Genomic DNA, 19,877 nt, shown 5'->3' on the forward strand with positions numbered 1-19,877 from the left:
TTGGGTTTTTTTATGGGGTGGGGACGATGGCGAAAAGACAGATCATTGCACTGGGTGGCGGCGGTTTTTCAATGGAACCTTGGAACCCACTTCTCGATCTCTTCGTCTTACAACAGTCAGATAAAGAAAATCCCAAAGTCTGTTTTATTGGTACGGCCAGCGGCGATGCTCAAAGCTACATAGATCGTTTTTATACCAGCTTCAAAAAACTAAATTGTACACCGTCGCATCTTAGTCTCTTTCGCGGCCACACTGCAGAGATCGAAAAATTCATTCTCGATCAGGATGTCTTGTATGTTGGTGGTGGCAATACACGGAATCTTTTGACGCTATGGAAGGATTGGGGTCTTGATACTGCAATTCGTAAAGCCTACGAAAGCGGAACTGTCTTGGCTGGAATCAGTGCGGGATCAATCTGTTGGTTTGAACAAGGTGTTACTGACTCAGTTCCTGGTCGGCTTTCAAGTTTGAAATGTTTAGGTTGGCTCAAAGGTAGTAACTGTCCTCACTATGATGGCGAAGCAGAACGTCGTCCGTCGTATCACCAACTCCTCAAGAATGGCGAAATTCTCCCTGGATTGGCGACAGAAGATGGAGTTGCGGCACATTTCATAAATGAAGAGCTTAAAGGTTTCGTATCATCGCATCCAGAAAAGAAGGCGTATTCTCTCAATCTGAAAAATGGTGAGTCCGTAGAGGAGATTCATTCGGCAAAATACTTGGGCGGCGACTCCCTACTTGTTCGACGAGCTGCTGTTCATGATGCCGAAGCTATTCATCGAGCCCACATGAAGTCGATTCAAGAGATTTGCTCAAAAGATCATTCTACTCAAGAGATCCAGGCTTGGGGACATCGCCCCTATCGTGAAGATCAGCGTGTTGGTTCGATTAAAAATGATTTGGTATGGGTCGTAGAGGACAAAGGCTCCATTGAGGGCTACGGTCATCTCAAGATTTTTGAAAAGGATGGGTTGAAGCGCGGTCACATTTTCGGTCTTTATTTAACTCCAAAAGTAGCCGGCAAATCCCTTGGCAAAGCGATTGTTGATTTGATGATGGAAGAAATTAAATCTGCAAAAGTAAAGCAAGTTTCACTAGAGGCGACGATCACTGCGCAGAACTTTTACCGTAAGGTAGGTTTTGTTGATGCTGGTCCCGAAACAACGGTTGAGATTGGCGGAACGCCCATAAGATGTTACCCGATGAAGATGGAGCTATGAGCAGTGGCTGAGCATAAACTTCAAAAATTAAAATCAAAATCTGGTGCAGAAATCATAGTTCGTTCAGCAACGAAACAAGATGCTCCGGCAATTCTGGATCTATCAAAAGGTGTCATCGGGGAAGAAGTTTACCAGCTCACGTCAGGGGCAGAGTTTAAGATGACGATTGATGCTGAAGAAAAATGGATCGAGTCCCACCTCTCAAATCCAAATCACATCATTCTAGTGGCCGAAATGAACTCAAAGATTGTTGGCCTATTGGATTTCTCCAATGGTCATCGTCACCGAATTGCTCACACTGGTGAATTTGGAATGTCAGTCGAAAAATCCGTTCGAGATCAAGGCATCGGATCGCTGTTGCTACAGGTGTTGATCGAGTGGGCCACTCAAAATAAAACAATCGAGAAAATTGGCCTTAACGTCCACAGCAACAATGAACGAGCAATTGCTTTGTACAAAAAAATGGGCTTCGAGATCGAAGGCGTTAGAAAACGCGATCTTAAATACGGTGACGGTCAGTACATTGACACGACAGTTATGGGGCGGTTTGTTTGATGTTTCGTCCTCCTGCTGAATCTATCATTTTTGATCTTGATGGAACTTTGTGGGATGCGTCTCCGACGAGCGCAATTGCATGGTCAAAAGTGGCAGCCAACCTCGGAATCGATGTGCTTATTGATGAATCATCGATTAAGAAGGTTTCAGGATTGCCTTTTGATAAATGCGTAGATGTTTTATTTGGATCTCATGCTCAAAAGATTCCTGACCTAAAATCACAATTGGATAAATCTGAGCGCGACGAAGTTCTTCATCGTGGCGGCCGATTTTATGATGGAATGTTGGACGGCCTTCGAGAGCTCAGTAAGGAATACAAGCTCTTTCTCGTGAGCAACTGTCAAGATTGGTATCTCAATGCTTTTTTTGAACATTCCGGTCTTCGAGATGTTTTTCAAGATTCGCTTTGTTTTGGTCAGACAAATCGCCCGAAGTGTGAAAACATTAAGGAGATCGTAAAGCGCAACAGCCTCAAAAAAGTAATCTATGTCGGTGATACACATTGGGATCAAGAGGCTGCTTTCTACGCGAGAGTAAAATTCATTTTTGCACGATTCGGATTTGGATCTGTACAAGTTTCTTGTCCATCAGTCGGCTCGATAGAGGAACTTGTGACCTTAATGGCCGCGCCCAAGGTGGTGCCGGATGTCGAAGTTAAGAAGCTCTCAGAAGATCAGTTTGAGATCGCTAGATCATTTTATAAATCTGTTGGTTATATCCAGCCCATTCAAAATCACGATAAGTTTTTTGGGGCTTTTCATGCTGGGGAGATGATCGGTCTTGTTCGTTTGGCTTTTGAAAACGGAGTGTGGGTACTGAGGGGTATGCAGGTTCGACCGAGCTATCAGTTTTTTGGAATTGGCACAAAGTTGATTCAATTACTTGATTCAGATTTGGGCAATGAACAATGCTTCTGTTTGCCGCATGGTTGGCTTGATGGTTTTTACGGACAAATCGGATTCAAAACGGTCGAGTCCTTAGAAAATTGTCCGGTCTTTTTAGCGCAGAGACTTACTGAAAATAAAAAGAAGTACCCGCAACTGATCCTCATGAAGCGAGGATAGGGTTTGGGAATTTATCTAAGAATCCTTAGCGTTCTGTATTTTATTGGATTTGCTCTTCACTTTGCTGACCTGTTCGATTGGCGACTCAAGTTTTCAGAAATGGACCAAGTGTGGAAGTCATGGATCGTCTATCTCACCGTAGCAGATTTTGCTGCGGCTTTTTTTCTTTGGCGGCTGACACCGACTGGAGTTTGGCTCCTTCTATTGGTAGCTGGATCCCAACTCGTAGCCTACACCGTCTTTCAAGATGTATTTGGCCCACAGTGGTTTCTTATCGCATTTCATGTGGTAACGGTATTTGTCCTCTTTTTAATTCCCTCACTACGAACCCAAGTTGATCTCGCCAAAGCTGAAAAGCAGACTGGTCAACATCGAGCAGTCGGAACCTTCTTCAAAATGATGTCCGCCCATCTCTTTCGAGGCATCTCTTTTTCAGAGGCCGCGTGGACTATGTGGTCAACAGTCGCCTATGTAAATGAAGACACCAGAAAGGACTACGGTGAACGACGATTTAATCTGGTAGGCTTGAGCAAAAAGGGCCGCGCCCTTCATATCACTTTCTCAAAGCGAGTGAATGGGGAGATCATAAGAATCATTTCAGTTCGTCGTGCGAACAAAAGAGAACGAACGAAACTTCAGGAGAAATTCCCAGAAGCGATCATTCAATAGATTAAATTTGGTTCGCTACAGTCAATATCGGACCGACTGAAGAAAATCGAGGCACAAAAATAGCTTTTAGCTGGACGAAAAGGGACAGACAGGAACCAATCGGACATTGTCTAAAAGTCCTCAAAATTAGCCGAGTTTTGGATCTCACAGAATTTGCTAAGTAACTGAAAATACAACATTTATAGTGTTATAGGAATTTTTCAGCTAGTCGAGTGTAAACACCTAAAATTGCCCCGAAACTCGGCCCTACCCGTGTCCGATTCATGCACCGGACATCCAACAGGACATCAGCTTAAACAAGCATAAACGCCCTCTCCTGCGGACAATAACCCGTGCCCGAAGCTCTCATCAGCCCTCGCCCCAACGGTACATTTTGGACCGTCGAACCATCCTCTAAACGTTCGTTTTGTGAAAACACGGTGCTGCCCATTCACAAAACGGTGAAGATAGTAAACATGGGACAATACGTTTATGCGAGGGTCAGTACCTCGAACCAGGAGACCGACAACCAAGTTATAAATCTTCGGAGGCTCTATCCAGAGGCCACTTTTATTGAAGAGGTCGCCAGTGGTGCAAAAGCCCGGCCAGAACTTGAGAAGTTGGTTCAGCAGCTTCAGCGCGGTGATGAGCTAATCGTATCAAGCCTTGATCGATTAGGTCGAAAGACGAGCGAGATCCTAACTCTCATCGAGAGCCTAGAAAAACGTGGAATCATACTGAAGAGTCTCCGCGAAGGGCTCGACTATTCGACGATCAGTGGTCGCCTAGTCACTCAAATCCTAGTTTCAGTTAGTGAACTCGAACGCTCTTTAATCAGCCAGCGAACCAAAGCGGCTCTTGAGGCAAAAAGAGAAAAGGGAATTGTCGGTGGCCGTCCACGGATTCATAGCGATAAGAAAATTCAACAAGCAAGAGAGCTTCGTGCTGATGGCAGTTCATTGGCCGCGATTTCAAGAGAAGTAGGTATTTCGGTAAGTCGCCTTCATCAAATTCTGAAGTAGCCCCTCCCCCGGGTGTCTTTTTTTGGGATAGTTCACCGCTGCTCGGGCTCACTCTAGGGTGTCAAAAAAATCGTGTATTTGTAGGCCAAGGACACTGCGGAACTGACGATTGATCAACACAGCTTATTTACGATATAAGGCCGTGTGCCTAGAGCGACGGCTTGAAGAGTCGGTATCCTAACCGGCCTGGCACGGTTTTATTTTTAGGAGTGCTGTAGGAGGCACTATGAGTTTCATCGATTCCGACCTTGTCGGGACCATACGTTCGTATTACGAACGCGCGTCAAAGTATCTTCAAAAAAACAATCGCTATCTCAAGAAAAGCGATAAAATTGTTCTTGGTGAAATTTCTAGAGTGATAAAAGCACTCGATCATTTCATCGCATCGCTTGGAATCGCCAGTACCGACGACCAACACAGAATCGTAGAACTTATTTTTGATTTACACTCTTGCCGCGATGAGGAGATCGACAAAGAGTCGGGTGCACATCAGGCTTACGTTGAAGCGGTCAGAGAGTTTGAAATTGCTGCAAGAGTGGTCAGGCTTGCGATGGATTCCGAGCCAGACCTTAACGACTCAAAGGATGTGAAGACCCTATTTGACTGGATCAGTAGCTGTACGCCAGACCCCAGAGTTTTGAGTTTACTGAAAAACTATCAAGCCATGTCAAGGTACCCTGACCTGATTTATCAAATTGTTTCAGCTGTCCGATCAATCAAGAAAAAAAATCGAGTGAAGGGAATTTACAGTGAGTTGGACACGCTTCTTCACGAGATGTATCCGGCCGGACTGAGAAAATCACGAACTTCCGTCGCGCTTGAAGAGGCATACAAGGAAGGACGAAGAAGGGCGCGGCGGTTAGTGCAGTAAGCGGGGTGCCCTTGGCAAAAGGGTCCTCTGGTTTATGAAATAAAGAATAAAGCAAAGTTCTGCTAAACGCTCTTTCTGAAAATCGGATAGGCACAAGGCGCAGATAGTATTCGCATCTGACCTCACCTGTCCCACAACAGAAGGAGGTAATAGATGAACACCGATCACCAAACAACCAGGGAAGATTTACCCGCAAGTAGTATCCCCGACCTTGCTGAGTATGAGTCCATATTGAATTCATACCAGGACTACATGGCTCGCAAGGGATTTGAGCCAAGAAAAGTCCGGCATCTCAAATCCAAGTCAGCACATTTTATCAGAGCGATACCAGTCATGCGAAAACTCGGCATCACACCTGATAAGTTTATTGAATGTCTTGAGATTAAGTTCAGTGAGATCAGCAAGGAGAGCATTACTGTTACTCCGGGACATCTAAGTTCAGAACATGCCGAAGACTATGTAACTGAAGTGATGAAGCGTTCCAGTGGCAGCTCACTTGTCGCAGTTGAGCAAGCTGCAAAACTTCGAGCAGCTCAAAATAAATTTATAAAACCTGAAGATGACCCACTAATCCAGGGACTCATGTCCAAGATAAAGGCGGGCAAGGCGACTCCTTGGCAAATCTTTTATTACAAGGAACGATTTCTACAGGTTCGTGGTGAACTATCACAATGGATTGTCGATGCAGAAACTAAAATGAGAGAGGTCCACAATGGCAAAAAAAACTAGATCGAAAAAGTATATTTATCCGGATGCAAAGGCTTGGGCACCTGTGCCTGAGTCACTTCTTGCAGCGATGGCTTACAGCAAATCTCCAGTCTCGGAAGTGACTTGTGTAGTGTATGCGGTAATTGCCAGACACTTTGATGCCCGTATGTCGCTGCCCCTAGCATTCCCGGGTCTAGACCGACTTTCAGAAAGAACTGGGCTCAGTCGAGGGACCATCAGTCGCCACCTCAAAATTCTTGATCGCGGGAAGTGGCTTAAAAAAATGTATGTCTGTCGGATCAAAAATAAATCCGTTCTCGACTCAATGACCATTCTTCCTCCTTTGCGAAGTCACTCAGATGCCCAAGACAAAGCAAAGAAATACAAGAAGAAGACCGACAAAAGTTGCACTGTAGTTCTTCTTTTTTATGGCACGAAAGAGGGTGTGCCTGACATTGAATCACTTCAAAAAATGGGGTGGTTGCCCCCATCTCTGGAGGAGGTGGACAGTGCTTCTAACATCGGGCTATTCGCGCACTGTGCTGTTGGCACCCCCCATACTGATATGAGTGGAGATAGCCTTTCGCAGGAGCAAGAGAATAGTAATCTCGGAACGTTCATCAATCTGAAGTCAGAATCAGTGGATAACATTGATAGCAACAACATGGGTGAATCTGATTTGGGGGAATCACCGTTGAGTAAGTTTATTAGAACTTCAGATCGAAAAATGTTTTTTGAACACGGTGTTGAGGAAGACCCGTCTGCATTGGACACACTGATGCACTTGAAGGTTCTCGGTGAACAAGGATCAGTTTCAGGTTTTGAAGCCTTTAGAGCGAAGGAACAAAAATGGATGCTGCATGAAATTTCGGTCAATCAAGTAAACCGTCTTTTGCTCAAACTCGATTACCTCGGTCAAAAACTTCCCAGCGAGATTACAAAAGCCGTTGATCTGTTGCGCGGTGGCGACCACGGAGTTTTGAAGGGGCAGGAGATTCAATCTCTAGTTAGAAAAATACGCGACGAAGTGCCTTTGGTGAAAGGCCCGTAATGACATTCGAGAATGTTCAATTTGCTCGATGGCCCGGCAACATCAGCAGCCCTGTTCGTCTTCTCGTTCGCGCAGGGTTGGGGCTATCCCTTGTTTTGGCGACCATGCTGCCCCTTCAAGCAGCACGGGGTGAAAAACACCACAGGTCTCGCACGGTTGACCAACAGAGGTGCCACGGTGAACCCGAAAATGGTAAGATGCTCAGGTCCGCATCATCGATTCGGCGATGCAGAAGCTGCGGTTTAGAGTTTGCCCTTGAAACATTCCCTGCCAAGGGCGGCGGGCGCAGAGAGAGCCGCTGTGTGGGGTGTCACAATACTTATCGCAGATCGAGATCACAATTCAGATCAAAAGATGCGGTGATGGCGATCACGGTCAGAGCCGGACACTTCGATGAAAAACACGAGGGCCTCAATGATCTGCTCGATTTAATTTGCTCAGACATCTTGCGAAAGGAGGTGGGAAGTTGACCAGCGTAATAGAATCCAAAATCCCATTCTCCAAACTAGCCATTAAGATTTCGGTCTATGCGAGGTACTCAAGTTCCGGCCAAAACCCTCAGTCGGCTGCTGACCAGGTGAAGCAAATTAGACGGTCCTTCAAGGACGGGTCCTTGAGCCTCGCAAAGTATCCACGCGACAAGTATGAGTACGTTGTGCCGGATGATTTGGTTTTCATGGATGAAGCCCTAACCGGCAGAACCGTTGTTGGCCGTAGCGGATATGATCAATTCATCTCGTCGTTGAAGAAACCAGATTGCGCCGGCGGAGTAGTTCTTGAGCTGGCAAGACTCAATCGAGCTTTGAATGGCACGTTGGACGCTTACGACATCACAAAGTATTACAAGAAAGAACTGTTCAGCCTTCTCGATGGAATTTCATCGGAACACCCAAATTCTCGAGTTCATTTCATCGTTAAGGGAATGATAAATGAAATGGGTAACGAGATTCATGCAAAGCGAACTCGCGTCGGTCAGGTTTCAAGAGTTGTCGAGGGTCTAAGTGCTGGTGACATTTGCTTCGGCTATCGCAGCAGACCTACTAAGACTCGATCTCGTGGTGGTTACGAGATCCCCTCTCACTTTGAAATCGATGTTCATCTTGAAGAAGCCAGAAGTGTTGTGCTGATGTTTGACCTTAGAATTAAGGGTCTCGGATTCGCAGCAATTGCCAAAGAGTTTAACCGGAGGGGCATCCCCTCCTCACAGCGAGCGCAAAAAATCAGTGGCAAAAAAATCAATTGGAGTCAGAACACGGTTCGCAAAATGCTTCAGAACAAAAAGTACATAGGTCAGTGGACTTGGGGGTGTTCAACTAGAATCTTGAATCCCGAAACTAGGAAGTTAGAGCGACATGACCAAACACGAGAGAAATGGGTATCACACCACGAGGGAGAAAAAATCCGTGATGACTTAATCATCATTGATCAGGAACGGTGGTCGAAGGTTCAGGCGATGTTCAAGAAGCGAGTAAAACGAGAAACCACTCTTACAGACAAATGGGCCCCTGCCCGGGAAGAAAAAACTAATGGTATCAAATCGAATGCACTTCTGGCTGGCCTACTCAGATGCGGTGAGTGCGGCGGCAACATGCTTCAAATCACTGGCCGCAAAGGCGGTTTCTTTGGCTGCTTCGTACATCATAGAAAAGATAAGTCCAAGTGCTCGAACCGAAGAACGATCAGTCGCCGAAAGATCGAAGCGGCTGTTACTGCCGAACTCAAAGTAATTCTTTTGGATGAGCACAATTTGAACCTTGCGACCAAGCTCATCAATAAAAAAATCAAGGATCGATTGTCGGTCACACCTGACGAGATCCGCTCGCTCATGCGGGATAAGCATCAAATCGAAAAAGAAATTCGCAACTTTACTAAATTTGTCATTGAGGGGGATTCGTCTCCGAGCATCCGAGATGGACTCCGTGAAGCGGAAGATCGAGCGCAGATCATTGATTCACGTTTGAAGGCCCTTCAGGCTGCGCGGATTGAAAACTTACTGGTCACACCGGAGGCGATGCGAGAGCGACTTGAGGGGCTTGCTAAAATCCTTGAATCAGATCCTGTATTAGCGAATGTAGCTTTGAGAAAGCTAATTCCCAGTGGTTTGAGTTGCATCCCTCAGTCGACCTCATCAAAAAAGAACCTGAATCAGAACAACAGTAAATGGACTATCACCGGCGATGTACAGTTTGTTGGGGTAGCTGAAAAGACAGTCGATGCTGTCGGCTACTCTGCTGATTCAAATCATCAAATCAACTTAACTATTTGACGCGCATCAATAGTATTTGATGGTATTTACTTGTCATAGATTGTCTGAAATCATTGATGCTTCGGGGGTTTCAAATGGCAAGCGTAGAACCATGGCTTTCAGTTGAAGAGATCGCAGCCCATCTCGGTGTTTCAAAAGAGACTATCTACCGCTGGCTTGAAAAGGGCCGCATCCCCGCTCACCGAGTCGGCAAGCTGTGGAAGTTCAAGACTGCCGAAGTTGACGAATGGGTACGGTCAGGTGGAGCGATAAATGAAGCTACGAATCTCAAATAGGAGTGGCAACAAGGTGCTGACAGGGATTTTTCTCTTTTTACTTATAGTATTCACCGTTGTTGCTGGATGGTTGTGTTGGAAGAATGATTTTTCTCCAGAAGTAGAGGGCATTTTATTCAAGGCGATCGGCGCGGTAGCTGTTGCGGCTTACTTTATGATCAGCACCTTTATTATCAATCCCAAAAAAGAAATTGATTTTCAGGTTTCTGTTCCGGTGATGTACGAGCCATCTTCCGGAGCAATTTTTTCTCCCTACAGGAAGAGTGCTCAGAGTCTTCCTGAAGAGCGAAATATGTTCAAAGGTCTCGATGAATACAACATGAAGAAGCTGTATGACCGATTTCGAGGAATGGAACTTTGGAATAGACTAAGGCTTGCAGAGGGTACCCAAGTTGACTTTAACTCCACCGATCGCATGGCTTATTTGGAGTTTGTGTTGCTAAGTTGGCTTGAAGTCGAAGTTAACTGGTTAAAAGTTTTCGAATCCATTGGGTACACTCATGCCGGTCACGGGGGTGGGGCGAATCTTTTGAACGCAACGCCAAGCGTGGCAACAACAATTGATCTTGATAAGATAGTAAATCCCAATCCATTTTTTGAGCTGTACCCGATGAAAATTACTCTTCCCAAGGGTGGTAAGCTTCAGAGAGAAGTAATAAATGGAATGATCAAACTTACGGTAGTCACTGATACTGGTGACTTGATCATTAACTTCTTGCCTTCAGGTGGTGGAATTTTTGATGAGAGACTTCCTTCAAAGCTGGTGGCCAACATGGCAGTACTTGCAAAACACCATATTGGTCAAAATTTGCCGCCGCGCCTATGGGCGGACTATCCAGTTATACGCTTTAAGTACCGAGCTAACAAAATTTCACAGTTCTCCGATCAAGCAAAAAGTGAAATGGATTGGCTAAAGAAAATTGATCGACATCTCTTCAAAGATTTTTCATGGGATTTGGTTCGAGAATACTTGTCGTTTGACTATCAGGCCGCCTTGAATCTTTACCGAAACTACACGGCAAAAAGTGAGTCAGCAAAGTGACAGGATGAATAAAAGGAGGTCGAGTGGATACAAAAATTAAGCACCTAGAGATGATTCAGGTCGTTGTTAATCGGATGGCGGGGAATTCCTTTCTAATCAAAGGCTGGGCTGTGACTTTGGTATCCGCAATTTTTGCATTGGCAGCATCAGGTTCAAAGTTTGAGTTCATCTTGATTTGCTATTTTGCGCTTCCTATCTTTTGGATGTTGGATAGCTACTACCTTCATCAAGAGCGCGCGTATCGAGGTCTGTATGAATCAGTGCGAACAAAAAAGGAATCCGAAGTTGATTTTTCTATGGGTGCATCGGCTTTTGAGTCTGGACAAAATTCTTGGGCATCAAGTTTGTTTTCAAAAACCCTACTGATTTTCTATGGGGGCACGATCGCGATTGTTGTTCTTGTCATGTTTTGGATGAGGCACTAATGGCGAAGCGAGTATTTTTTAGTTTTCACTACCAAGATGTAATCGATTTTAGAGCAAATGTTGTTCGGCAGAGCTGGGTTACAAAGCCTGATCGGGAAGAGGCCGGGTACTTTGATAGCTCCCTTTGGGAGTCTTCACGCCTAAAGGGTGATTCGAGCCTCAAACAACTCATAAACAGTGGCTTAGACAATACAACTGTGACCGCTGTGCTGATCGGATCAGATACCTATCGTAGGAGATGGGTTCGGTATGAAATCTTTAAGAGTCTTGAAAGGGGCAATAAGCTGTTGGGCATACACATCAACTCAGTTCAATGTAAAAACAAACAGACAAAGGTTCACGGCCCCAATCCATTTGAATACCTTGCCGTGAAGTTTAACTCTCAGGGTGATCGTGTCGATCTATGTGAGTGGGATGGCAACAAATGGATCTCCTACACCGACGTTGCAGGCTGGAAGTTGACGAGCCCTCAAACCCAGAATGCAAATGCCACCAAACAGCTTTCAGACTGGTATAAAACTTATTGTTGGGTATCAAACAACGGCTACCAGAACTTTGGAACTTGGGTGGACAGCTAGGTGGCAAACGCAGGAGATTCGCATTGACCCGTAATAATAAGAAGAAGGGCCAGGTTGAAAAAGCATTTTCGAAAGAAGAAATGGCAGTCCATGCTTATGAGGTTCTCAATCTCCTTGTTGGAGACATTTTAAGCGCAATTTTTATGGACGCAATGATTGAGAAGTACGAAAAGGAGTCAAAAGATTCATCCTACAAGAACACGTTAATGGTCAGTCTTCAGAGAAATAAGAATCGACTAATTGCATCTGCTCTCTTTCGTTACACTTCGCTCTATTCAAATCGCCTGTCGAAAATTGATTTCAATACTCCAGACAAAAAGAGGGCTGAGTCTCTGAATCAGAAATTCCACAATCACCAAGTGGAGAAATTAAGACATCTGTTTGAGCACGAGTTGAGTCAATTTACTGGAGAGCCGCATTCTCCTGAGCAAGTAAAAGAACGCTTTAGGAGCATTGAACCTTTAATTTCTCCTGACTTTCGAGGCAAGTGCCATGAGCTTGTTAAACAGGTGCAAGCCGTTAGGGATTCCGTTGCTGTGGTGTATCCAGATTGTGGCAAAGGGGTAAATAGGTGGAAGGTTCTGACTGAAGAAAACGGTTCGACTCTAGGCCATGATGCGCCTACAATGACTTCATCGGTGATCGGTTATACAAAGGTTTACGGTGGGGACGATTAGGGTTCGACTTGCCGAAGTTCGTGTCCACCATTTCTGTTCTAAGACGATTTGGTTCTACGGTTCTACGGTTCTACGGTTCTACTCGGTTCATGGTGGGTAATTCAAAAAAGTCATTTAAGCACAAGCACTTAGGTATCTGAGTCTGTACAATTTAAAACTTTTAACGCCGTAAGCCCTCTTCTGGATTAGCTTTGCGACGTTGTTAAAGCCTTCTGTTCTGGCATTGGTAATGCGATTGACGAAGTAATTCAAGATTTCATTTCTCCATTTCATGAGGGTGCGCCTGAGGTTTTTATTTCGGGGATTTGGCTTAAAGCCATTTGATCTGTAATTCGAATTAACACTTTGGCAGCTGTTCTGTTTCCTTTGATTCGGTAAAAATCCATGGAGGGCTTCTTTGTAATGATAAATTTCTTTTAGCTGGGGATGAAGATTGAGCCATTCATAAAGGGCTCTTCGTTCATAGGACTCAAGCTTTTTACCATTTCTAAGTAGGAGTTTTCGAAGGGGACTGGTTCTTTTGTCGCCAGTGACTTGTTTTCGGTAGCGATTAAGAGCTGGATTTAAAAGCCTGAGCACATGGAACTTATCAGCAATCATCTGGGAGTTAGGAAAAAACTCTCGAACAAAGCTTTTATAGCTATCTGACAAATCTAGAACGACGTTTTTTACATTTTCTCTACCAGGGATATGTTTAAGTTGTTCAATGAGTTGCCCTTTTACTTTTCCATGAGCGAGTTCACGAACACGCTTATTGTTGTAATCAACGAGTACGGTTGCAAACTCTCTAAACCCATTGGCTCGAGAGAAAAAGTGTTCATCTATGCCAATGGTTTTTGGCCACGGATAATTGATATGCCTCTTGAGGTTCGTCTCTAACCTCTCATAAAGAGTCTGATAGACCGTCCACGTTGAACATGCATAGGCCCTTCTGACCTTACTGAGATCCGTAAAGTTCTCACAGGCCCAAAGAACACCTCGTTTAAACCTCTCGGTGGTTCTTTTTCCTTTTCTGATTCCTTGAACTGGTTCGGTGAAAGGCTTTCGGCAGGTCTTACAATAGAATCTGCGTTTTAAAACATGGAGCCAGACTTGATTGCCGTGGATGGGAGCATCGTGTGCTTTGGCCCACCTTCGATCATAAACAGTCTTAGAAGGTGTCGCACACTTTGGACAGATTTCAAAGCTGGATACTTTTTCAACCTGTTTGTGCTTTCGGCCAGATCGATCTCTCCCAAATTTTAAAAGTTTTAATTCTGGTAATAATAGAAATTGTGATATTTTTTCGTGCTGAGGCATAAGTTCTTTTCCTTTCAAAGGTTTGAGTTGTCAGGCACCCAAATCTTAGCTTGAAAAAGTCTTAGGCCTCTTCTTTTTTGACTTACCGCATCCCACCTCCAACCGTGGAGAGCCTCAAGTTGCCAGTCTGAGTTTGAAGCTCGATGACGTTGTAGACATTCGCGGCCGCGTTCGCGCTGAATCGCGATCGAAATCGGGATTTGAAATTGATTTGTTGGAAGCGATCGTTCTGAATCCATCAGCGCATGATTTACCGTTCAACTCTTCGTCGGACATTTCTCAAGTCGGAATCGACGTGATCTTAGATCACCGTCCCCTCAGTATTAGGACCGAACCGGGACAAGAAATATTCCGCGTTCAAGCAGCCATTCTTGAGAATTTTCGATGCTTTTTGCGGAGGAATCGATTTACAGAGATTGTAACCTCGAAAATCGTCGCCAGCGGCACGGAGGGCGGAACCAATCTTTTTCAAATCAAATACTTTGAGAGGACGGCTTATCTTGCCCAAAGTCCCCAGTTCTATAAGGAACATGGGGTTGCGGCGCTTGAGAGAGTATTTGAAACCGCACACGTCTACCGCGCGGAACCTCATGCAACAAGCCGACATTTGACTGAGTATTACTCACTCGACTTGGAGATGGGGTTTATTGACGGTCCCGAAGACGTTATGAATCTTGAACGACAGCTACTGTCAGAGATGTTTGAAGAGCTAAATAAAACATTTGGAGAGTCGATCAAAAAAAGGTCTGGAGCCTTTTTGCCAGAAATGATCAAGACTCCAGTTTGGGAGTTTTCTGAATGTATGGATCGACTCAAGAAGACCTTTGGCCGAACTGATCTCATTGACGATCTTGATCCTCAAGGCGAAAGACAGCTTTGTGAGATTGCCCAAAAGGAATTTGGAACACCTAGTGTTTTTGTTGTGGGGTTCCCGCTCAATGCGCGGCCTTTTTATACCCATCCTCGCGGACCAAGTGGAGCAGCTCGGAGCTTTGACCTTTTGTTTAGGGGACTTGAAATCACAACAGGAGGACAACGTTTGCACACGAGAAGCGCATTGGAGCAGGCTTTGAGAGCTAAAGGCATGGACCCAAAAGCTTTTGAAGGTCATCTTAGAATGTTTGATCTTGGTATGCCCCCGCATGGAGGTCTTGCAGTCGGACTTGAGCGGTTGACAGCACAAGTTCTCGGTCTCGCAAATGTGCGAGAGGCCACGATGTATCCTCGAGACAAACATCGAGTTGAACCATGAGCGTCATTCCAACATTTGAAACAAAGAGATTGATTCTGAAAGAAGTAAGCCTTGCCGACGTCCCCGCCTATGAAAAATATTTTGTCGACTACGAAGTCATTGGGCATTTGTCTTCGACGGTACCTTGGCCGTATCCAAAAAATGGGGTGAAAGAGTTTTTGGAAAGATTCATTATTCCAGAACAAGGCAAAGACCGATGGTTTTGGGGTATCTACCTCAAAGATAAACCTGAAGAAATCATTGGCGGCGTGGATCTTTGGCGCAAGAGCAAGCCCGAGAATCGAGGGTTCTGGTTAGGCCGTCCATTTTGGGGCAACGGCTACATGACTGAAGCTGTTGAACCCGTCATGAGTTATGCATTCGATGAGCTTGGATTCGAGAAATTGATCTTTGCAAACGCTGTTGGCAATTCAAGATCGCGGCGGATCAAAGAAAAGACAGGCGCACGGTTGATTGATGTGAGGCCCGCAAAGTTTGTGAACCCAGGCTACACCGAGCATGAGGTGTGGGAGTTGAGCAAGCACGAGTGGCAAATGAGATCTAAATAAGAAGTGAAGGCGCTCGAAGCCGAATCAAAACCCAAGTGACCGAAGATTTGATTTAGACATTTGCCGCTTTTACCGCACCATACCCGACTTACCACACAAGACCTAAGCCACCTAAAAACAAGCTATTTAGAGCATGGCAGCGGGTTTTGCGGATCGACCTAAGTCAAGGCCCTTCGCTACCCATTCACATCGCTCAAGTGCTCTTTTCTTGCTGTAATATTAAAAGCAGAAAGTTGCCACAAAATCAGAATCAGAAGGATCGCCGTTTTTGAAAGCGGAATATTTTTCGACTCGAAAATGACTTGCCCATTCGTTTGATTTGTTTCACCACGAGGTTCGTCTAACAGAGTAAACTGCAACCCAATTGCAACAGTGCCAGTTTTTCCATTGATGGCCTCGCTGTCGGGAAGCCGATTGATATTGAGTGAGAAGATGGAAAAGAATAGGAAGAAAACAAGTAAGCTCAATGTCGAAATGTAGGTCGTCCGTGCCGCCTTCCCCGTGATGTACTGTTCACGTTCATCGCGTTCTTTCAAATTAGCTAAGCGCTTGAGAGTTTTTTCACGCGCTTCAGATGATGCAATTAGCATAATTAGAAACAGAATTAGAATGGCAAACCATAGCATCAAATTCCAAGACAAGACTTCCCATATTGCCTTTGTTAGGAAGGAGGCATTTGCTAAAATTTCTTTTTCAGGGCTGATTGTTCCCCAGGCCATACACGTCAATACGAAAGGCAGCGCATAGATGAGGTAGGATTGCGTAAGTCGAATGGTTTTAGTCATGGCGAACTCCTTTTTTCAAAAAATAGTTTTTCAATTCCAATTCTAAAATATTTGGCAAGACGGAATGCTAATTCGAGAGAGGGGTTATAGCTTCCCTTCTCCAAAGCAATAATAGTTGCTCGGGTTACATCGACGGCTTCGGCTAAATCTTGCTGAGTAAGTCCCCACTCGGATCTCAGCTCGTGAATTCGATTATTGATCGTCAGTTTTCCTTCAATACGCGGCATGGGTCCTCTTCATCGTGATAAATAAATGTATAATAGACTGTACATTGTATAATGTCAAATAGACTTTACATGGTCTTTAGTAAAAACGAGGTTAGATGCATAAATTGTCCCAATAGAATTCATGCTGGTGTTAAAAGGACTTCGAGAACAGCTTGCCGCGTTATTCTCAAATCGATAAATACGTCTTGTGACAATTTTCATTTTGCTAAGGTAGTTTCTAACAAAACATGGAAAAGGGAGGAGCTGATCATGGATATGGATATGGATATGGATATGGGTTGTAAAGGGAGGATAGCTGGAATTGCCGTAACGATTCTTCTTTGGGCGTCGACATCATTCGCAATGGATCCGCAAGAGTGGAAGGATGTTTCTCAGGGCGATTTTTGGCCATATGGGTCAATAGCAATCGATTGTGCTTTGCATGACCACTCATCGAAATCCAAAACGGGAATTCTAAGTGATTTCTTACGGGTCGGCCGCACGAGGGTTGAAAGAGAGACGATGCTTAATCTCAATGGCAACCAGACACAAGTGTCGCTCAGCATTTACCTTCGCCAATCGCCAGCAAATTCCATCGCTTCTGGCCGCCCCCAAGCGCTCATTAAATTGCGATTTAGCTCGAAAACACCAAGGCCCTTCGAATGGACGCTCAGCAATTATGGTTCCGTGGACAATATGATGAGAGGGGTCGAGCTCGGAAAGGATGTCTCTATTGAAGGGGCCCTGGGTTTCTATTTGATTGCGGACCTAAGCTTCCTTGGGAGCACACTAGCCTGCAGCACTACTCCGGATGTAGCAACTTCTTACTCGCCGGAACCGTAAGGAGGCCATTTGTGTCCCGTCTCACATACTTGGACCGGCTAATCTCACATAACCGGAACGCCGGGCTCTGCTCTTCGAAGTGTCCTCTTGGCCGTAAAACAGGTCGGACGCAGATCATTCGAAAACTACTCGCAAGTTTGGGCTCTCACGACGTACGCTACTGTATTACGATTCAATTGGCCTTTTTCGCCCTCGGGGTCGAAGTGCAGTAGCACTGTAAAATCCTAAAATGAATATTCGGGCCAGTTGATGGCATGCGTATCGAAATCATTTGGACGAAGAGGACACCGAAAAAGTCATCCTCTTCGTTGAGTTTTTACATAAGAGCGATAGATGGATTTTTAACTATAAGAATTGCCGCCATGAGCTTCGGCAAATAATTGGAATTCTCTTCCGTAGTCGGACCACTAAATCCAGTTCTCACGATTGTCCAGGCATCTCGCGATCCTGTTTTGCGAATTGCGCTCTGAACAGAATTTTCGCCTGCGTTGTACGCAAGAATTGAAAGCTGCCAGTCCTTGAATCTTAGCTTGTTCGCGAGCAGATATCTCATCGCCGCATCCGTTTCCTGCTCAACATTTAGTCGCTCATCCTCCTGCGCATCAACTCTTAGCCCAAAATTTTGAGCCGTGCTGGGGATAAACTGCCAAAGACCTGCTGCGCCCGTAGCCTTATTATGATGTGACTCAAGATTTTGATATCCTGACTCTATCAATGGCAAGGCCAAGAACTCTTCGGGCATTTTGTATTCCGTTAGCTTTCCCTGAATTCCGTCACGATAAATTTCCATTCGGGCGAGAGCCGCCTTTACCTTATCGCGACCATCTGGTGTGCCTAGATAATGGTTGAGCCACTTCAATACGAGATCATTTACGACAACTGGAAACCCGCCTTCGCGAGCCGACTTTGCCATTTCTTGTGCCTGAGTCATTGTAATTCGGCGGTCCTGCACTATTCCTTGGGAAGCGTAGGCGGTCACTACCAAGAGAGTTGCCGCAATACCCAAGATAGGCAGCGCACTCCTAAATCCGAACCTTGATGTCTTTTGTTCTAACATTGCTGTAATCCTCCGTTTTAGCATATTGCGCTCAATCATGAAGATCAGGCCCGTTGCGCAGACAGGCTGAACCTCACACTTAAACGCGGTTTGTGCTACCTGAACCAGGCAGCTTGCATATGCCAGCGACTCCACCTTTCCTTGGTCGACCAGAGCTTCGTCGCAGGCAAATTCTTGAACTTCTGAAATCTGTCTGTTCCATATGTGTGTAAATGGGTTTGGAAAGAAAAGAAGCCGAAATCCCCATAGCAGATAAACCCATTTTGTATCTCCTTGGCGATGATGTTGCAGTTCGTGAAGGACGGAGCTTTTAAAATTTGCGCTGCCAATTAGCGATTCTGGGATGACAACATTTTTTTGATTTGGAATCCAAAATGAAAATGGAACACGAACCCTTTCGCTCATAAAAATCTGCACGTCATGGACCTTACGAAGTAAGTGTCCCTCGTTTCGAAGCAAAAGAAGTCTTCGCAAGTCCCAAAGGAACTTCCCAAGACCAATCAAGAGAACAAGCGCAAATATTATGCCGATACTTGAAGTTAGGCTCCCCAATTTTATCAAGGGAACGGAAGGCGATTGAATGTCGACGTAACCACCTATTGATTTTTGAAATTTGATATCGTTAAAGGAGGATCTCGAAGGCGCGATCCAAACTCTCACGATTGGCTTAAAGATCTCCTTTTTGGGGAATAGAGGTGAGCAAAATCCGATAATGGCGCTGACTGCAAGGAGTGAATAGTGAAACTTGAGTTTTGCCTTAAAAAGAAGGGGTTTACCCGTGGCGTTCAGGAATGCGATGATAGCGATCGACAAGAGGAATCCACAACAGATCACAATGTTGGCGTTCACATAGATGCCTAATAACTGGGGAAGACTCATTTCTTGCCTCCAGCTTCATTGATAATTTTCTTCAGTTCCTCAATCTGCCTTGCATCGAGAGGCATCGAGCTAACTAGCTGCCGAACTAAGGCAGTGGGTGCACCATCGAAAACACGATTGACCATGTGCTTGACCGTCTTCGCTTCGTATTCTGTCTTGCCGAGCGCAGGGATGTAGATGTGACCTCGCCCCTCTTTTCGCGTTATGACAATTTTCTTTTGCTCCAAAATTCTTAAAATGGTCGAAACGGAAGTGTACGCGAGGTCTCTTTCCCTTGGTAAAGACTCGAGCACGTCAGCAACGGAACCTTCGCCGCGCTTCCAAAGAATTGTCATCAGCTCTAGCTCGGCATCAGTCAGCAGTTTCTCAGTTACACTCCTTTTTGCTTTTGACTTGGACATTCAACACCCCCCGCATCAAACACTAACTAAGTTCTTAGTTCATATCAACTAAAAACTTAGTTTGTTCATCCTTATGGGCCTTGGCCTGGCCGGTGCGCATCTATAAGAATAATTCCTAGCTCTCCAGAAGAGCGTTCCTTTGTGCGTCGAATCAATTAATTCATTAAAGGTTTGCCGTTTACTCATCAGAAAGCGTCGCAAACAA

23 protein-coding genes are annotated in these 19,877 nt (G+C 45.2%); 18 read left to right on the forward strand and 5 right to left on the reverse strand.

The window, feature by feature from the left end; translation table 11 throughout:
* Positions 1 to 26 precede the first annotated feature (26 nt).
* The 15 genes from IPJ71_10605 to IPJ71_10675 all read left to right on the forward strand — a co-directional run bounded on the left by IPJ71_10605 (position 27) and on the right by IPJ71_10675 (position 12,402).
* Positions 27 to 1,220 carry a GNAT family N-acetyltransferase gene (locus IPJ71_10605; GenBank protein ID MBK7844128.1) on the forward strand — a complete coding sequence of 398 codons (1,194 nt, stop codon included), beginning with the start codon at positions 27 to 29 and terminating at the stop codon, positions 1,218 to 1,220.
* Between the two features lie 3 nt (positions 1,221 to 1,223).
* Positions 1,224 to 1,775: a GNAT family N-acetyltransferase gene (locus IPJ71_10610; GenBank protein MBK7844129.1), complete on the forward strand. Its 552-nt coding sequence runs from the start codon at positions 1,224 to 1,226 to the stop codon at positions 1,773 to 1,775.
* Positions 1,775 to 2,839: a GNAT family N-acetyltransferase gene (locus tag IPJ71_10615; protein ID MBK7844130.1), complete on the forward strand. Its 1,065-nt coding sequence runs from the start codon at positions 1,775 to 1,777 to the stop codon at positions 2,837 to 2,839. The genes IPJ71_10610 and IPJ71_10615 overlap by 1 nt, the downstream gene beginning before the upstream one ends.
* 396 nt (positions 2,840 to 3,235) lie before the next feature.
* Entirely contained in the window at positions 3,236 to 3,508 is a 273-nt protein-coding gene (locus tag IPJ71_10620; GenBank protein MBK7844131.1) for a BrnT family toxin, read from the forward strand.
* 440 nt (positions 3,509 to 3,948) lie between these two features.
* The gene (locus IPJ71_10625; GenBank protein MBK7844132.1) at positions 3,949 to 4,509 is read left to right on the forward strand and encodes a recombinase family protein; all 561 of its coding nucleotides are present in this window, start codon (positions 3,949 to 3,951) and stop codon (positions 4,507 to 4,509) included.
* Between the two features lie 226 nt (positions 4,510 to 4,735).
* On the forward strand, positions 4,736 to 5,380 hold the full coding sequence (locus tag IPJ71_10630; GenBank protein ID MBK7844133.1) for a hypothetical protein: 645 nt from the start codon (positions 4,736 to 4,738) through the stop codon (positions 5,378 to 5,380).
* Between the two features lie 153 nt (positions 5,381 to 5,533).
* A complete protein-coding gene (locus tag IPJ71_10635) occupies positions 5,534 to 6,109 on the forward strand; it encodes a hypothetical protein (protein ID MBK7844134.1) in 576 nt (191 codons plus the stop codon).
* Positions 6,093 to 7,139 carry a hypothetical protein gene (locus IPJ71_10640; protein MBK7844135.1) on the forward strand — a complete coding sequence of 349 codons (1,047 nt, stop codon included), beginning with the start codon at positions 6,093 to 6,095 and terminating at the stop codon, positions 7,137 to 7,139. The genes IPJ71_10635 and IPJ71_10640 overlap by 17 nt, the downstream gene beginning before the upstream one ends.
* On the forward strand, positions 7,139 to 7,609 hold the full coding sequence (locus tag IPJ71_10645) for a hypothetical protein (protein ID MBK7844136.1): 471 nt from the start codon (positions 7,139 to 7,141) through the stop codon (positions 7,607 to 7,609). Before IPJ71_10640 ends, IPJ71_10645 begins: the two co-directional genes overlap by 1 nt.
* Positions 7,606 to 9,405, forward strand: a complete 1,800-nt coding sequence (locus IPJ71_10650) for a recombinase family protein (GenBank protein ID MBK7844137.1) — start codon at positions 7,606 to 7,608, stop codon at positions 9,403 to 9,405. Before IPJ71_10645 ends, IPJ71_10650 begins: the two co-directional genes overlap by 4 nt.
* A gap of 74 nt (positions 9,406 to 9,479) precedes the next feature.
* Positions 9,480 to 9,680 carry a helix-turn-helix domain-containing protein gene (locus IPJ71_10655; GenBank protein MBK7844138.1) on the forward strand — a complete coding sequence of 67 codons (201 nt, stop codon included), beginning with the start codon at positions 9,480 to 9,482 and terminating at the stop codon, positions 9,678 to 9,680.
* Positions 9,658 to 10,722, forward strand: a complete 1,065-nt coding sequence (locus IPJ71_10660) for a hypothetical protein (GenBank protein MBK7844139.1) — start codon at positions 9,658 to 9,660, stop codon at positions 10,720 to 10,722. Before IPJ71_10655 ends, IPJ71_10660 begins: the two co-directional genes overlap by 23 nt.
* A 23-nt stretch (positions 10,723 to 10,745) precedes the next feature.
* The gene (locus IPJ71_10665) at positions 10,746 to 11,147 is read left to right on the forward strand and encodes a hypothetical protein (protein ID MBK7844140.1); all 402 of its coding nucleotides are present in this window, start codon (positions 10,746 to 10,748) and stop codon (positions 11,145 to 11,147) included.
* A complete protein-coding gene (locus IPJ71_10670; protein ID MBK7844141.1) occupies positions 11,147 to 11,725 on the forward strand; it encodes a TIR domain-containing protein in 579 nt (192 codons plus the stop codon). Before IPJ71_10665 ends, IPJ71_10670 begins: the two co-directional genes overlap by 1 nt.
* 23 nt (positions 11,726 to 11,748) lie before the next feature.
* On the forward strand, positions 11,749 to 12,402 hold the full coding sequence (locus IPJ71_10675; protein MBK7844142.1) for a hypothetical protein: 654 nt from the start codon (positions 11,749 to 11,751) through the stop codon (positions 12,400 to 12,402).
* A 114-nt stretch (positions 12,403 to 12,516) separates the two neighbouring features.
* Here IPJ71_10675 and IPJ71_10680 read toward each other — a convergent pair whose 3' ends face one another.
* A complete protein-coding gene (locus IPJ71_10680) occupies positions 12,517 to 13,701 on the reverse strand; it encodes an ISL3 family transposase (GenBank protein MBK7844143.1) in 1,185 nt (394 codons plus the stop codon).
* Between the two features lie 127 nt (positions 13,702 to 13,828).
* On the opposite strand from IPJ71_10680, the gene aspS reads away from it, so the two are divergent.
* A complete protein-coding gene (gene aspS, locus IPJ71_10685) occupies positions 13,829 to 14,953 on the forward strand; it encodes an aspartate--tRNA(Asn) ligase (protein MBK7844144.1) in 1,125 nt (374 codons plus the stop codon).
* Positions 14,950 to 15,501 carry a GNAT family N-acetyltransferase gene (locus IPJ71_10690; protein ID MBK7844145.1) on the forward strand — a complete coding sequence of 184 codons (552 nt, stop codon included), beginning with the start codon at positions 14,950 to 14,952 and terminating at the stop codon, positions 15,499 to 15,501. Before aspS ends, IPJ71_10690 begins: the two co-directional genes overlap by 4 nt.
* A gap of 176 nt (positions 15,502 to 15,677) precedes the next feature.
* On the opposite strand, the gene IPJ71_10695 is transcribed toward IPJ71_10690, so the two are convergent.
* A complete protein-coding gene (locus IPJ71_10695) occupies positions 15,678 to 16,286 on the reverse strand; it encodes a hypothetical protein (protein ID MBK7844146.1) in 609 nt (202 codons plus the stop codon).
* Positions 16,283 to 16,486: a helix-turn-helix transcriptional regulator gene (locus IPJ71_10700; protein MBK7844147.1), complete on the reverse strand. Its 204-nt coding sequence runs from the start codon at positions 16,484 to 16,486 to the stop codon at positions 16,283 to 16,285. The genes IPJ71_10695 and IPJ71_10700 overlap by 4 nt, the downstream gene beginning before the upstream one ends.
* Positions 16,487 to 16,762: 276 nt before the next feature.
* Between IPJ71_10700 and IPJ71_10705 the strand changes: the two genes are divergently transcribed.
* Positions 16,763 to 17,335 (forward strand): hypothetical protein, encoded by a 573-nt coding sequence (locus tag IPJ71_10705; protein MBK7844148.1) that lies wholly within the window; start codon positions 16,763 to 16,765, stop codon positions 17,333 to 17,335.
* A gap of 316 nt (positions 17,336 to 17,651) precedes the next feature.
* On the opposite strand, the gene IPJ71_10710 is transcribed toward IPJ71_10705, so the two are convergent.
* The gene (locus IPJ71_10710; GenBank protein MBK7844149.1) at positions 17,652 to 19,271 is read right to left on the reverse strand and encodes a transglycosylase SLT domain-containing protein; all 1,620 of its coding nucleotides are present in this window, start codon (positions 19,269 to 19,271) and stop codon (positions 17,652 to 17,654) included.
* Positions 19,268 to 19,672 (reverse strand): BlaI/MecI/CopY family transcriptional regulator, encoded by a 405-nt coding sequence (locus IPJ71_10715; protein MBK7844150.1) that lies wholly within the window; start codon positions 19,670 to 19,672, stop codon positions 19,268 to 19,270. Before IPJ71_10715 ends, IPJ71_10710 begins: the two co-directional genes overlap by 4 nt.
* Positions 19,673 to 19,877 lie beyond the last annotated feature (205 nt).

The organism is Bdellovibrionales bacterium (assembly GCA_016714165.1).
Lineage (GTDB): Bacteria > Bdellovibrionota > Bdellovibrionia > Bdellovibrionales > UBA1609 > JADJVA01.